At 57.9% G+C, this 13,462-nt stretch carries 14 protein-coding genes; 8 read left to right on the top strand and 6 right to left on the bottom strand.

Annotated elements, in window-relative coordinates; translation table 11 throughout:
• Window positions 1–60: 60 nt before the first annotated feature.
• On the top strand, window positions 61–2,100 hold the full coding sequence (locus LAO20_07490; GenBank protein ID MBZ5531257.1) for a carbon starvation protein A: 2,040 nt from the start codon (window positions 61–63) through the stop codon (window positions 2,098–2,100).
• A gap of 58 nt (window positions 2,101–2,158) precedes the next feature.
• Here the strand turns inward: LAO20_07490 and LAO20_07485 are convergent, their stop codons facing one another.
• Window positions 2,159–2,809: a hypothetical protein gene (locus LAO20_07485; GenBank protein MBZ5531256.1), complete on the bottom strand. Its 651-nt coding sequence runs from the start codon at window positions 2,807–2,809 to the stop codon at window positions 2,159–2,161.
• 155 nt (window positions 2,810–2,964) lie between these two features.
• On the opposite strand from LAO20_07485, the gene LAO20_07480 reads away from it, so the two are divergent.
• From LAO20_07480 to LAO20_07460, 5 genes are all read left to right on the top strand, one after another.
• Window positions 2,965–3,240, top strand: coding sequence for a hypothetical protein (locus tag LAO20_07480; protein ID MBZ5531255.1), 276 nt, complete (start codon window positions 2,965–2,967; stop codon window positions 3,238–3,240).
• Between the two features lie 31 nt (window positions 3,241–3,271).
• Window positions 3,272–3,559: a hypothetical protein gene (locus LAO20_07475; protein ID MBZ5531254.1), complete on the top strand. Its 288-nt coding sequence runs from the start codon at window positions 3,272–3,274 to the stop codon at window positions 3,557–3,559.
• 64 nt (window positions 3,560–3,623) lie between these two features.
• Complete coding sequence (locus LAO20_07470) at window positions 3,624–4,637, top strand: arsenical pump-driving ATPase GET3 (GenBank protein ID MBZ5531253.1); 1,014 nt, start codon at window positions 3,624–3,626, stop codon at window positions 4,635–4,637.
• Window positions 4,600–5,655: an ArsA family ATPase gene (locus LAO20_07465; GenBank protein ID MBZ5531252.1), complete on the top strand. Its 1,056-nt coding sequence runs from the start codon at window positions 4,600–4,602 to the stop codon at window positions 5,653–5,655. The genes LAO20_07470 and LAO20_07465 overlap by 38 nt, the downstream gene beginning before the upstream one ends.
• Window positions 5,656–5,689: 34 nt before the next feature.
• Window positions 5,690–6,367, top strand: a complete 678-nt coding sequence (locus LAO20_07460) for a phosphoribosyltransferase (protein MBZ5531251.1) — start codon at window positions 5,690–5,692, stop codon at window positions 6,365–6,367.
• 42 nt (window positions 6,368–6,409) lie between these two features.
• Here the strand turns inward: LAO20_07460 and LAO20_07455 are convergent, their stop codons facing one another.
• The 5 genes from LAO20_07455 to acsA are packed head-to-tail and all read right to left on the bottom strand — an operon-like array spanning window position 6,410 to window position 11,729.
• Complete coding sequence (locus LAO20_07455; GenBank protein ID MBZ5531250.1) at window positions 6,410–6,667, bottom strand: acyl carrier protein; 258 nt, start codon at window positions 6,665–6,667, stop codon at window positions 6,410–6,412.
• Entirely contained in the window at window positions 6,664–7,908 is a 1,245-nt protein-coding gene (locus LAO20_07450; GenBank protein ID MBZ5531249.1) for a 2-oxo acid dehydrogenase subunit E2, read from the bottom strand. Before LAO20_07450 ends, LAO20_07455 begins: the two co-directional genes overlap by 4 nt.
• 9 nt (window positions 7,909–7,917) lie before the next feature.
• Window positions 7,918–8,892 carry an alpha-ketoacid dehydrogenase subunit beta gene (locus LAO20_07445; protein MBZ5531248.1) on the bottom strand — a complete coding sequence of 325 codons (975 nt, stop codon included), beginning with the start codon at window positions 8,890–8,892 and terminating at the stop codon, window positions 7,918–7,920.
• A complete protein-coding gene (pdhA, locus tag LAO20_07440; protein MBZ5531247.1) occupies window positions 8,889–9,905 on the bottom strand; it encodes a pyruvate dehydrogenase (acetyl-transferring) E1 component subunit alpha in 1,017 nt (338 codons plus the stop codon). Before pdhA ends, LAO20_07445 begins: the two co-directional genes overlap by 4 nt.
• A gap of 18 nt (window positions 9,906–9,923) precedes the next feature.
• On the bottom strand, window positions 9,924–11,729 hold the full coding sequence (gene acsA / locus LAO20_07435) for an acetate--CoA ligase (protein ID MBZ5531246.1): 1,806 nt from the start codon (window positions 11,727–11,729) through the stop codon (window positions 9,924–9,926).
• Window positions 11,730–12,797: 1,068 nt separating this feature from the next.
• Between acsA and LAO20_07430 the strand changes: the two genes are divergently transcribed.
• The gene (locus tag LAO20_07430) at window positions 12,798–13,154 is read left to right on the top strand and encodes a metalloregulator ArsR/SmtB family transcription factor (GenBank protein ID MBZ5531245.1); all 357 of its coding nucleotides are present in this window, start codon (window positions 12,798–12,800) and stop codon (window positions 13,152–13,154) included.
• Window positions 13,132–13,462 (top strand): SRPBCC domain-containing protein (locus LAO20_07425; protein MBZ5531244.1); only part of this gene is annotated, 331 nt, incomplete at its 3' end. The genes LAO20_07430 and LAO20_07425, both read left to right, overlap by 23 nt.

The raw sequence follows: 13,462 nt of genomic DNA, 5'->3' as shown, positions 1-13,462 counted from the left end.
CCCCTGTATTTTGCCCGAATCGGCGTGAACTTAATCGGTTCGCACCGGAAGGAGTTCGCAATGAACATCCGCGCAGTGCTCCTGCTTCTTCTCTTCTTGCCGGTAATCATCTTGGGCGGCGTTGTCGTCGCGAAAATACCGATGAACGCAGCGTTTGTCGCCATTCTGGGCGCCTTGATGATTTATCTGGCCTACAACCTTTACGCGCGCCGCATTGACCGCGACGTCATCCGACCCGACATGAAAAAAGCTACTCCAGCCAAGCTGTACATGGATGGTGTGGATTTCATGCCCACCGGCCGCAACGTGCTCTTTGGTTATCACTTCAAGTCCGTTGCCGCGGCCGGCCCCATCGTAGGACCGGTTGCCGCCGCCACCCTGTGGGGATGGCTGCCAGCCCTGCTGTGGTTGACTCTGGGAGTAATGTTCGTGGGCTGGGCCAGCGACTATTCCGCGATCATGGTGGCCGTACGCAATGACGGCAATTCGCTCTCCGCGATTGCCCATCGCTTGATCGCGCCACGCACCCGGACCATTCTGTTCGTTTTTATTTTTTTCTACCTTCTGCTGCTGGCAGGGGCTTTCGTGGGCATTCTTGCCGGTATTTTGGACCCGCGTGCTGACGTCCCCTTCGGCATCTTCATGCTGGCCATATCGGCGCTGCTCGCCGGGCAAATGCTCTATCGCTGGAAGGTGGACCTGATCGCGGTTACGCTCATAGCACTGGGCATCACCGTGGGATCAATGGCCATTGGCGCACGCGGCATGACTCCGGCCAAGGGCATGGGGCCTGACGGCAAACCCGCGACGGCGATCACCTACACCGGGCCGATTAACTCCATGATCGAAAAGATTGACAACGGCATTAACCGCATCAGCGGTCAAAAACCAATGTACACCGTTGTTGATCCCACCAAAGCCGACCCCCGGCTGGGAATCACCACCCTCACACCGGAAGGCAAAGTAGTGCCCAAGTACCTGGACAAGAGTGGCGCGATCAAAGTGCTCCCGTCATTCGTGTTCTGGTGCTTGTTCATCTTCGCCTTCTCTTACATGGGCACGGTCTTGCCGATCTGGCGATTTGCTCAACCGGTAAGCTACATCGGCTTCTGGCTGACGTTCATGACCATCCTGCTCTCAGCGCTCGGGGCCATTGTGGGCGGTATTCTGGGCCTCCTTGGCAACGCCGATTTGCTGAAAGCAGTAACCTTCCAGTTGCCCGCTTTCAAACTCTGGATGCCGATCCAGCAGGTTGCGGGTCAGACTTTGCCCGCGATCCAGCCGCTCTGGCCGATGTTGTTCGTGACCATCGCCTGCGGCGCTATTTCCGGATGGCATACGCTGGTGGGATCCATCGGCACAGCGCGGCAACTCGAATATGAGACAGACGCGCTGCCCATTGGTGGCGGCGGAATGTTCGCCGAGTACTCGTTGGCTCTGCTCTCGCTGGTCGCGGTATCCATCGCGGGTGGAGCGGGGGCGGGCGCGTTTGCGGCGGGAGTCGGCAAGCTCCTGGGCATCGTCAGCTTTGGCTTCCTCCCCATCGCCTATGGCACGGCGCTCGGTTTTGGAGTGTTCGTGGTGATCGTGCTCACCGTGGTGCAGCTGGTCTTTCGCGTGATGCGCGTGACCCTGGGCGAATGGCTGGGCGAAGCGTGGGTTGGCTTCAAGAACCCGCACATCGCCGCGATTGTTTCCATGGCGCTGACTCTGGTGCTGGTACTGAGCGGAACGTGGATCTACCTCTGGCAGTTGTTCGGTGCGTCCAATCAGCTCATGGCGGCGCTGGGTCTGCTGGTGGTTTCGCTCTGGCTGTACTCAACCAAGCGCAATCCGGCGTATGCCTTCTACCCGATGGTGTTCATGTACATCACCACCATGGCGGCCATTGTTGTGACCGCCTACAACTTGTACGCCAGCATCCTCTCCAATCCGGCCATCTCCGCGCAGAAGATCAACGTCTTTGGCGCGGTCGCGATGATCGTGCTGGCCGCGCTGCTGTTTGTTGCCGCGCTGCTGATTGCCTGGGATGCATGGAAGGCCTGGGGGCGCATGCGTGGCGAGCACCCTCAGCATATACGTGAAATTGCTGCGGACTAACCTTAACCGGCCTGAGGGCAGGCCCGCAAAGCAGCATGGGCAGGCCCTCTGGCCGATTTCATAACTGGTCGCTGATCTCGCGGAGGATTTCAAAGACACGCCGTGCTGACACGTTTCCATAGCGGAGAAGTTGCAATTGAACTTCAAGCTGAGGCGCGTCCCGCCGAATGGCCAAGCGGACCAGGGGAAGCTGGCATCCAGCCGCTAGGGCCAGCAGCTTTTCGGCGATCTCCAGCCGGCCTTCGCCGGATGCAATCACCTGCGTTCCCGGCGGAGCAGCGACTGGGGCCCACAACTTTCTCGCCTCTTCCCGGCGGACGCCCCGAGGGGACCAAGCGCGCGGATCGGATGCTTCGAGTTGCAACGCAGGGCTCGAAGGCAGTTGGCAGCGCACAATCAAAATGTCGCGCCGGCCGCGGGCGTGGAAATATCCCCACAGGAAGGGGATGTCACGAGGTTCCAGCAAGATGAAGATTTCCACGTTCAGCAACGGCTTGCGCGGGTTTTGGAGCTTCAACTCCACGCCGGAAGTGCCCAACCAACGCAACGTGGTTTTCTCGCCGATCAGCGGCAGGCCTTCTTGCATCCAGCGCGCCACCGCATTGCCCTTGCGTACGTTGACCCACATGCCTGCGGCAAACCAGCCGACGAAGACGATGACGGCCACGAAAAACAGCGTCTTCCCCGCTTCCGGCGAAATTGCCATCATTTCAATCATCACACAGTGGTTAACACATTTGTGCCGCTATTACCAGCAGCTTGCGCCCGTGTGGACATACGCAGGCAAGAGGATGACTAGAAGGACTCGAGTAGATCGCCGGTGGCGGGTCGACGTCAGGCAGCAGTGCTGCAAGGAGCAATAGATTGGAACAGCCCAGTTTTAGCGCTCGAATCCGCGACTTCTTCTACGGGATGACCGGCTGGGAATTTGAGCGCCAGGCAACGGAGATGCGCGGAGCGCTGGAAAACGTCTTCTTGACGGTGACGCTGGGCGACATGCTGGGGCTGCCGGTGCTGCCTCCAATTTATTCCTTGCGCCTGCTGCCCTACGTGGTGCCGAGCATCGCCACCTGGAAGCGGCGCGTCTCGCGGACCCGGGACCTTCCCGATTCCGAGGAATACGACTTGCACGGAATGTGAAATGCCCGCGACAGCGGGCGGAGAAACCATCATGGCTGAAGAGCTAAAAGAAGAAAAGAAGGAAGAAAAACGCAGCACATTCACAAAAATCAAAGAGGTCCTGTACGGGATGGGCGCGCATGACATGTCACGCTACGCCGTCCGCACCCGCGCCAGCATGGAGCACCTGTTCATCCTGATCACCATGGGGGACTTGATTGGTGTGCCCATACTGCCGCCGTATTATTCACTGCGCCTGCTGCCCTATGTGGTGCCGAACATCGCCACCTGGAAGCGGCGCATGTTGCGCGAGAAGGACGTTTCCGACGCCATGTTCTGAAGCCGCAGCTTTCAGAGGCCGCGCGCCGGCAAAAAGATTCTGTGGTCCAGGAAGCGAGGCAAGCATGTCACTCAGAGAAGTGTTCGAGAAGAATCCAGATCGTCGTTACATCATGTTTGGGGGCAAAGGTGGATTGGGCAAGACCACGTTTTCCGCGGCCACCGCTTACTGGCTCGCGCAGCAGGGCAAGAAAGTCCTGGTCTTTTCCGTGGACCCGCAGGCGTCGCTGAGCGACATTTTCCAGAAAGATATCTTCGGCAAGGGTCCGGTAGAAATCATGCCTAATTTATACGCGCAGGAAATTGACGCCGACTCCCACATCAAGGCCTACCAGGAAGAGATTCGCAAGAAGATCCGCGACATGTACGGGTTCACGGAGATTCCGGAAGAGATTGACAACTACATCAAAGCCGCATCCGCCGAGCCGGCGATGGAGGAATCGGCGATTTTCGATGCCGTGGTGGACATCGTGGTGAAAGGCGACTACGACTACTACATCTACGACCTGGTGCCGCTGGGACACGCGTTGTATTACTTGTCCATGGCCAAGGTCTATGACGAGTGGATCAACCGCATCACCAAGCTGCGCCATGAAATGCGCGAGCATGAAGAGATGGTGGCGCGCATGAAACGCGAGAAGCTCACAGAAGAAGACCATATCCTGAGCGAGCTGGAGTACATCAAAGGGCGGATCAACCAGTCGTCGAGCATTCTGACCGACAAGAAGAAAACGGCGTTTTTCTTCGTGGTGGTCCCCGAGAAGATGATCATCGTTGACACCGCGCAGGCCGCCCAGATGTTTGCCAAGTTTGATGTGCCCCTGGCGGGCTATGTGGTCAACCGTGTTCTTCCGCCCGGACTGTCCGGGGAGAACTGCCCGCCGTACTTACGCAACCGCGTGAAGATGCAATCAGAGTACATGGGCGAGATCGAGAAAACCTTGGGCAACCAGGTCAAGGGCTACGTGCCGGAGATGGAACGCGACGTCACCGGTCTGGAAATGATCAAGAAGCTGGCCGCAACCATGTACGGCAACGGCAATGGCAAAGCCAGCGTTAGCGGCAACGGCCGGAGGTGAGGACATGATGGGCGAGATTGAACTGAATATGGCTGATTTTGTGCGGTCCAAGCCGGAATTGAAATATACGTTCTTCGGGGGCAAGGGCGGCGTGGGAAAGACCGTGATGGCCGGCGCTGCTGCGTTGCATCTTGCCGATCAGGGCAAGCGGACCATCCTGGCTTCCACCAACCCGGTCCATAGCTTGTCCGGCCTGCTGGGCCAGAACGTTTATGGCAAACCGACGCCGGTCACCGGCGCAAACAATCTTTGGGCGTATGAGATTGACACCAAGGAAACCATTGAGCGATCGAAAGCCGATATCAAGCAGAAGATCCAGTGGTTCCTGAAATTCGCCGAGATTTCCACGCAGGCTGATGCCTTCGTCGAAAGCGCCACCATGAACCCGGCGTTTGAAGAGTCCGCCATGTTCGAAAACATGGTGGACCTGATGTTCAAGAATGAATATGACGCCTACGTTTTCGACACCGCGCCAACCGCGAATGCCCGGCGGCTGCTGGGCATGAGCAGCGTGTATTCACTCTGGGTGAACAAGATGCTGAAGTCGCGCGAGGAGGCCCGCTCGCTCCGTGACCTGCTCTCTTTTACCAAGAAGAAAGAAAAAGACCCGTTGATGGACTACTTGCTGACATTTCGTGACCGCATTGAGCACGCGCGCGTGCTGCTGACGGACAAAGAGAAGACCGCGTTCTTCTTCATTACCCTGCCGGAGGCGTTGCCCATCGCCGTGGTCAAGCGGTTCATACAGTGGTTCCATGATTTCGGAATCCCGGTCGGCGGCGTGATCGTGAACATGTTGATTCAGAAAGACCAGGTACATCCCGACTCGCCCGAGTTCGTCAAGAACCGCGTAGCCATGCAGGACACCTACATGGCCCAGATCTGGCGAGACTTTCCGGGCGCGGTGCGTGCGGTGGTTCCGCTGTTTGACAATGAGGTCCGCGGCGTCAATGGCCTGCGCATGCTTGCTGAGAGCGTCTTTGCCGAGAGCAAAACTCCGGTCGCCGCCGCCAGCTGACCTTTGCGTATTGTTGGTGATCATGGGGGCATTTATGCCAAGCAACACTTTCAAATTTCAGGACCGGACCGAAGCCGGCTACATTCTGGCCAATCGCCTGCGTTCATATATCAAGCTGCGTGACGTTGTGGTGCTTGCTCTGCCTCGCGGGGGAGTGCCCGTGGGCGCCGAGATTGCTCGCGCATTGAACGTTCCATTGTTCACCTTCATCGTGCGCAAGCTGGGCGTTCCGGGCCATGAAGAACTGGCCATGGGCGCAATTGCCAGCGGAACCGCCCCCTTGATCAACTCCACCGTTATCAGAAGACTGCATCTTTCCAAAGCCCTGGTTGACACTGTTGTGCGGCGTGAGACGCAGGCGCTGACGCGCAGCGAACGTCTCTATGGCCGGGAGCGGCAGATGCCGGACGTAAGAGACAAGATTGTTATTCTTACTGACGATGGCGCGGCCACGGGATCAAGTCTTTCGCTGGCGGTCCAGACAATTCGGCAACAAGGCGCCGCCCAGGTGATTGTGGCTCTGCCGGTGGCATCTTCCCATGCGGTCTCTCAGCTCAACAAGACTGCTGATCAAGTTGTCTGCTTGATGGAGCCGAGGAGGTTCATGACCGTGGGCCACTGGTACCAGGAATTTGATCAGATGACCGATCGTGAGGTCTTTCAGATTCTGGAGCGCGTATCGGTGCGGGTCGCCGGGCAAAAGTCCGCTTAGATTTTCTTGAAGCGAAGGCGCGTGAGCTGCTGCGACTGCTGCCTATGTGGCAGGTGATGGCTGGTGAGACTCCAGATAAGCGGCGCAGCCGTCCAACGTAATTAATTTTGCGTAGTCGGCCTCAGGAATATCCACGTTGAACTCTTTGTGCATGGCGATCACAAAGTTCAGCATGTCCATGGAATCCAGATCGAGTTGATCGCGAAAGGCGACATCCGGTTTGACCGTATTGAAGTCGGCCTCCGGGGCGATGGTGCCCAAGAGCCGTATCACTGTGTCCTTGATCTCTTGCGTAGTCATAGTTTCTCCGGTTGTTGAAGGCGCCGCTCCAGGCTGCTGAGGAAAAGGCCGCCGCGATGGCCGTCGCTGACGCGATGGTCGGCGGAGAGTGTAGCGGTAATCACCGGGCGCACCGCCAGTGCTTGACCATCCACTACCCATGGCCGTTGAACAACTTTTCCAAAACCTACCAGGGCCACCTGCGGCGGATAGATGATTCCAAAAACGGTCTCCACACCCTGCTCGCCCAGGCTGGTGACGGTTATGGTGGATTCGGAAAGCTCGGAGCTCCGCAGAGAGCCCGCGCGTGCGCGCTGGATCAGATCGCGGAAGTCGCGCATCAATTCGATGAGGGACTTCTTGTCCACCTGATGCAGCGCGGGGGCAATCAGACCACCCTGGCGAATCGAGATTGCCACTCCTACATGAATCTCCGGCTTGACCATCAATTGTCCGGCTTCCCACACGGCATTCAATTCGGGGAATTCCCGAAGCGTCAGGGCCACCGCCTTAATCAGGAGCACTCCATACAAGAGGCGGTCTTCGACAGGCCGTTTCTGATTTTCTTCGGTAAGCCAGTCGAGAAGATGTTTCAGGTCAATGGTAGTGCTCAAGTAGTAGTGGGGAATTTCGCGTTTGGAGCGGGCCATGGCGGCGGCGATGGTTTGCCGCATCCGGGCCTGCTTGTCGAGCGGGGCAGGCGGTGCGATGACTGCCGGAGCGGGCGCGGCTGCTGGCGGCACAGGCGTTGCCGGCGTAGCAGGGACCGCCGCGGGACGGGCTTTGGCTGCACGTTCGATGTCCTCGCGCGTAATTCTGCCACCGGGGCCCATCGGCGTCACCGTAGCCACGTCAACTCCAAGTTCTGCAGCCAATTTCTTTGCAACGGGCGAGATGTGAATGCGATGCGGTGACGGTGGCGGCACAACGAGTACGGGTTTCGCGGCAGGCACAGCGGGAGTTGGAGCCGCCGATGGAATCTGCGTCGGTGGAGCTTCTCTCCGCACCGGAACCGAAGGCGCCTCGCCGTCCGTGCGAATAATCGCCAACGGAGTTCCCACCGGAACGCTGGTTCCCGGCTCAACCAGGAATTTCTCCACAATTCCGGTAGTAAACACTTCTACTTCAATATCTGCTTTGTCGGTTTCTACGTCAGCGATGATGTCACCGCGGCTCACGTGGTCGCCTGGCTTTTTTCGCCAGCCAAGGAGCTTGCCTTCAGTCATGTCAGCGCCGAGATGGGGCATCAGGAATTCAGCCATGATGGAAACTCAGAAGAAGCCCTGGACCGCACGCACAATTGTACTGGCTTGCGGCAGAGCGGCGTCTTCAAGATGTTTGGCGTAAGGCATGGGAACTTCCGCGCTGCAGACCCGAGATACAGGAGCGTCGAGCTCATCGAAGGCCTTTTCCATGATCTGCGCACTAATCTCGGCGGCAAAACTGCCGGTGCGCCAGGCTTCATCTACAATCACAGCGCGGTGGGTCTTGGCTACTGATTGCACAATCGTGCCTATATCCAACGGACGAAGTACGCGCAAGTCAATGACTTCAGCTTCAATTCCGTTTTGCGCGAGCTGCTCCGCAGCCTGCATGGCCTTGCCGAGGCTCCCGCCATAGCTGATCAGGCTGACGTCTCTGCCTTGGCGGCACACGGCCGCTTGGGAAATATCAACGGGGGTAATTTCCTCTTCAATTTCGGCGCTCAGCGGATAAAGCGTGGCGTGTTCGAAAATGAAGACCGGATCTGGTTCCTGGAGCGCTGCCAGCAGCATGCCGCCGGCGTCAGCGACCGTGGCCGGCGTGAGCACTTTGATGCCGGGAATGTGGGCATACCAACCTTCAAGACTGTGGGAGTGTTGTGCCGCCATGCGGCGCGCGCCTCCCGTGGCCATACGCACTACCAGCGGTACGCTCAGTTGTCCGCCAGACATGTGCCGCAACGTGGCTGCGTTGTTCAGGATCTGGTCCAGGGCCAGCAGGCTAAAGTTCACCGTCATGATTTCGACGATGGGACGCATGCCGGCCAGCGCCGCGCCGATTCCTGCTCCGACGAAAGTGGATTCGGACAGCGGCGTATCGCGGATGCGTTCCGGCCCAAGCTCCTCCAGCAGTCCCAGGCTCACGGCGAATGCCCCACCGTAGCGTCCCACGTCCTCGCCCATGAGGAAGACCCGCGGATCGTTGCGAATGGCCTGCCGCAGTGCGGCACGGATCGCTTCCCGGTATGTCATCTTTTTCTTCATGGCTTGGCTGCCTCCGCCGCGCACACATCCTTGGTCAAGTCTTCTACCGGCTCCCAGGGACTGGCTTCTGCAAACTGGACTGCCTCTTCGAGCTCCGCTGCGATCGAGGCTTCCATCTTCGTTACATCGTCATCGGTCAGCTGCCCTTGCTCACGCAACCGGGCCTGAAAAGTCGCGATTGGGTCGCGCGTCTGCCATTCGGCGATTTCCTTCTTGGTGCGGTAAAGGTCCGGGTCCGCAAGCGAATGGGCGCGGAAGCGGTAGGTTCGCAGTTCCAGAAAGAATGGCCCAAACCCCTGGCGTACGAACTCGGCGGCTTTTCGCGAAGCAGCTTCCACGGCGAGCACGTCCATGCCATCCACGCTGTCGGCAGGAACGCCTTCGCTTTGTGCTTTGAGCAGCAGATTGGTCTGGGCCTGATGACGCTCCAGCGCCGTGCCCATGGCGTAGAGGTTGTTTTCACACAGAAAGAGGACCGGAAGCTTCCACAGCGCCGCAAGATTCAGCGACTCGTGAAATTCGCCTTCGGCGACCGCGCCATCCCCGAAGAAGCAAGCGGTGATGGTCCCTTGGTTGTTTTGTAACTTGTCCGCCAGCGCAAGTCCAACGGCGATAGGCAGTCCGCCGCCGACGATTGCGTATCCACCATAAAAACGGCGCCCAACATCGAAGAAATGCATAGAGCCGCCGTGTCCGCGGCTGCATCCGGTGGCTTTTCCGTACATCTCCGCCATCAGCGCCGTAGCCGGAATGCCCCGGGCCAGAGCCTGGCCGTGTTCACGGTAGGTGGCCACGATGCGGTCTTGCGGCGTCAAAGCCTGCATGGCTCCCACGCCCACGGCTTCTTCGCCTATATAAAGATGAAGGAATCCCAGGATCTTGCTCAAGGTGTAGAGTTCAGCGGATTTCTCTTCGAAACGACGGATGCGCAACATCTCCCGGAGCAGGAAGAGAGCGTGGTCCTGGCCGGAACTTGCCAGCGCGGGCTGTTCAATGGCGGTTGAGGAACTCATGGCATCACCATCTTTCATCTAGCTCTGCTCCAGGGTGGAGGTATCGCCTTCCGGCAGACCCATCTCGCGGTTCTTGAGCAGGCGGCGCATGATCTTGCCACTGCGCGTTCGGGGAAGCGTGGTGACAAACTCTATTTCTTTTGGCGCCACCACCGCGCCCAGGCGCGACCGCGCAAGGGCAAGAATGTCACGGCGGAGCGTCTCGCTCGGGGTCTGTCCTTCGTGCAAGAGAACAAACGCCTTTACAATTTCTCCGGCGACGGGGTCCGGCTTGCCGATGACCGCCGAATCCGCCACCGCCTTGTGTTCCAGCAGCACGCTCTCCACTTCGAACGGCCCAATTAAGTGGCCGGACGTCTTGATGACGTCGTCCTTTCGTCCAACAAACCAGTAGTAGCCGTCGGCGTCACGTTTGGCCAGATCGCCAGTGAGATAGAAGCCGTTCTGGAAACATTTCTGGTAGCGTTCCCGCTCATGCCAGTAGTCGCGAAACATTGACGGCCATCCTGGACGCAGAGCAAGTTCTCCCTGAACGCCGGGCTCATTGATCTCGACGGTACTGTCACCCTGCTTTTGCACGATGGCCGCTTCAATGCCGGGAAGAGGTTTGCCCATGGAGCCCGGACGGATGTCCATGCAGGCAAGGTTGGCGATCATGATGCCGCCGGTTTCCGTCTGCCACCAGTTGTCATGGAACGCCAGTCCATAGGCGTCTTTGCTCCAGATCACCGCTTCAGGATTCAGCGGTTCGCCCACGCTCGCCAGGAAGCGCAGAGCACGCAGGTCATACTTGGCGACTAGATCTTTGCCCGCCTTCATCAGCATGCGGATGGCCGTGGGCGCCGAATACCACACCGTGACTTTCTGGTCCCGGAGAATCCGGTACCAGCGTTCTGCGTCGAAATCAGCCTCGTCAATGATGCTGGTAACGCCGTTGGTCAGCGGCGCGATGATGCCGTAGGACGTACCGGTGACCCATCCGGGATCGGCGGTGCACCAGAAGATGTCGTCGGGATGGAAGTCCAGGGCCAGCTTGCCGGTAATGTTGTGGGCGACAACCGCCTGATGAACGTGCAGCGCGCCCTTGGGCGTGCCGGTGGTGCCGCTGGTAAAGTGCAGCAAGGCTGGCTGGTCAGGATCAGTGGGCTGAATCTGAAATTCATCATTGGCCGTCGCCATCAAAGCGGCAAGATCTCGAGTGTCCGGCGGCGGTTCAGATTGCGGGTCATCGTTGACCAGCAGGACGTGCTGCAAGTCCGGTAACTGTTGCCGCAAGGCCTGCACCTTGCGCTTGTAAAGAGAACGCGTCGTTACCAGAAACTTGGCGCCGCCGATGGTCATTCGTGCCTTGACCGGCTCGGGGCCAAAAGCGGAGAACATTGGACAGAAAACACAACCAGCCTTGAGGGCGCCAAGCGCGGCTATGTACAGCTCCGGGATGCGGCCGGCAAGGGCATAGACACGGTCACCTTTTTGCGCGCCCAGCTTGGCCAAAACATTAGCGAAGCGATTGGTTAGACCTTGGAGATCACCGTACGTGAAATCGCGGACGCCGCCTGCTTTTGGAATCCAGCGGATCGCCAGATGGTCTCTGAGCAGGCCCTGGGCATGCCGATCTACGCACTCGTAGGCGATGTTCAGGCCTTGGCCATCCGGCAAGCCGGCAAGCTCTGCGCGAGCTGCGGCCCATGAGAATGATGCTCTTGTGGCCGCGTAATCAATAAGGTTGGGAGTTACGGGCCAATCGCGGGCGGTTTTGCGAATCGTCGACTGAGTACTGAGTACTTCGGTCAGATCGGATTGGACTGCGACGTCTGGAGTCATATGCCACACGTCCTCTCTGTAAATCTTTTCATTTCGGGGGTGCAGGATACAGTGACATGAATCACACTCCCTTGGTCCCCTTGAAGGGCATTGTGAACGAGCGTATTGCGCGCTTTGCGCATCAGCCACCGATACCTTTCCGCGCAAACACGGCGTCAAAGGCCTATGGTTGCAGGTACATTGTGCTCGGCGCTTCGAAACTGGCGCCCAGAAGCGCGAGGGCTGCACACTCAGAGGCACGCACGCTCAACGTTGCTGAGGGCGAATGTCGAGGATATTGAGGTGCAGCAGGAATTGATGCGCCATGCGTCCTACCCGACAGCGCTTGATCAATACAGCCATGCGATTACCAGAGTCCAAACGACAAACACAGGCACGCGTCCTGGACCATATTTTTGGGGATGACAGCGCGAATCGCACATTCAGGCACACGGCCATTCAGTCCACAATCAAATAAGGGCTTTAGATTGTGGCGGGGACGACGGGACTCGAACCCGCGGCCTCTGCCGTGACAGCCCACCGTTTTTAGGTTTTACAACAACATACAAGACCGCGGGGACTGCCAAAATACGCGGAAGACATATAAGACATTCATTTTTGTGGGTTGGGTTGTGGGTTGAGAATTGACATCAGGCGGACCACCTCGCCCACACTTTGCCTCTCTCGCATCAAGCGAAACGCACAGGTTGAGATCAAAGCTTTTAATTTCCGCAGATCCGGGACCCACTCTTTGACTGATCGCGTCGCTGGTGCTTGTTGACGATCACTCTACACTGGCCGACTTATCGGTACAAACCGGTGCCGATGAGCGCATTGGCGATTTACCACTCGCCGCGAAAGTCGCTCGAAAGTCAACTGCAAAGATCACTTGCCCGACAAGCCGGTGGCGCATCGAGAACAGGCTCCAGAGGCAATCCGCATTCTTCCGGCACCTGATGTCGGCGCCGCAACCTTGGCGGCTCGCGCTCCTGCGCAGGTTGCGGTGCGCACTTTCATCGTCAGGTGAATGAGGCTGGGTTCAGGAATCGCGAAATTCACACTTGACATCGATAGAAAATCCACTACCATATGGTTGTGGATAGTCTCGGTACAACATTTGCGGCTTTGTCTGATCCAACCCGTCGGGCGATGATCGAACGGCTTTCACGTGGGCCTGCCTCTGTGCATGGATTGACGAAACCGTTTGCACTCTCGCAGCAGATGATTTCAAAACATATTGCCTACCTGGTGCGGGCGCGGATTGTAGTCAAGACGAAGCGTGGACGAGAGAGTATTTGCACGCTTAGGCCAGAGGCGATAAAGACAATCAGCGACTGGGCGATTGGCTATCGCCAATTCTGGGAAGAGAGTTTCGACAAGCTGGATGCAGTTGTGAATCAAATGAAGAAAGCGGAGGTTGGACATGACAAAAAGCACGTTGAATGAGACAGAGCGGATGGTTGTCACAAGAGTTTTTGATGCCCCACGCGAATTGGTTTGGAAGGCGTGGACAGACCCGAAATATGTGATGCAGTGGTGGGGGCCGAAGGGCTTTACTGCGCCCGTTTGCCAGATGGATTTTCGCGTTGGGGGAAAATTTCTCTGCTGCATGAAAGCACCGGATGGGCAGGAGTTCTGGAATGCGGTTGAATACCACGAGATTGTTCCGCACGAGAAGATCGTTTCCTTGATGTACTTTTCGGACTCGAAGGGAAACAAGATTGATCCTGCGCAGCTAGGAATAGAACATGAGG

The sequence above is a fragment of the Terriglobia bacterium genome, assembly GCA_020072815.1.
Classification (GTDB): Bacteria; Acidobacteriota; Terriglobia; order Terriglobales; family Acidobacteriaceae; genus Angelobacter.
The sequence above is the reverse complement of the archived record's forward strand: the minus strand, read 5'-3'. Positions and strand labels throughout refer to the sequence as shown.

Bases quoted from the DNA above. Each gene is read 5' to 3' on its own strand.
- LAO20_07490 (MBZ5531257.1), top strand. From the start codon at position 61: ATGAACATCCGCGCAGTGCTCCTGCTTCTTCTCTTCTTGCCGGTAATC.
- LAO20_07485 (MBZ5531256.1), bottom strand. From the start codon at position 2,809: ATGATGGCAATTTCGCCGGAAGCGGGGAAGACGCTGTTTTTCGTGGCC.
- LAO20_07475 (MBZ5531254.1), top strand. From the start codon at position 3,272: ATGGCTGAAGAGCTAAAAGAAGAAAAGAAGGAAGAAAAACGCAGCACA.
- LAO20_07470 (MBZ5531253.1), top strand. From the start codon at position 3,624: ATGTCACTCAGAGAAGTGTTCGAGAAGAATCCAGATCGTCGTTACATC.
- LAO20_07465 (MBZ5531252.1), top strand. From the start codon at position 4,600: ATGGCAAAGCCAGCGTTAGCGGCAACGGCCGGAGGTGAGGACATGATG.
- LAO20_07460 (MBZ5531251.1), top strand. From the start codon at position 5,690: ATGCCAAGCAACACTTTCAAATTTCAGGACCGGACCGAAGCCGGCTAC.
- LAO20_07455 (MBZ5531250.1), bottom strand. From the start codon at position 6,667: ATGACTACGCAAGAGATCAAGGACACAGTGATACGGCTCTTGGGCACC.
- LAO20_07450 (MBZ5531249.1), bottom strand. From the start codon at position 7,908: ATGGCTGAATTCCTGATGCCCCATCTCGGCGCTGACATGACTGAAGGC.
- LAO20_07445 (MBZ5531248.1), bottom strand. From the start codon at position 8,892: ATGAAGAAAAAGATGACATACCGGGAAGCGATCCGTGCCGCACTGCGG.
- pdhA (MBZ5531247.1), bottom strand. From the start codon at position 9,905: ATGAGTTCCTCAACCGCCATTGAACAGCCCGCGCTGGCAAGTTCCGGC.
- acsA (MBZ5531246.1), bottom strand. From the start codon at position 11,729: ATGACTCCAGACGTCGCAGTCCAATCCGATCTGACCGAAGTACTCAGT.
- LAO20_07430 (MBZ5531245.1), top strand. From the start codon at position 12,798: ATGGTTGTGGATAGTCTCGGTACAACATTTGCGGCTTTGTCTGATCCA.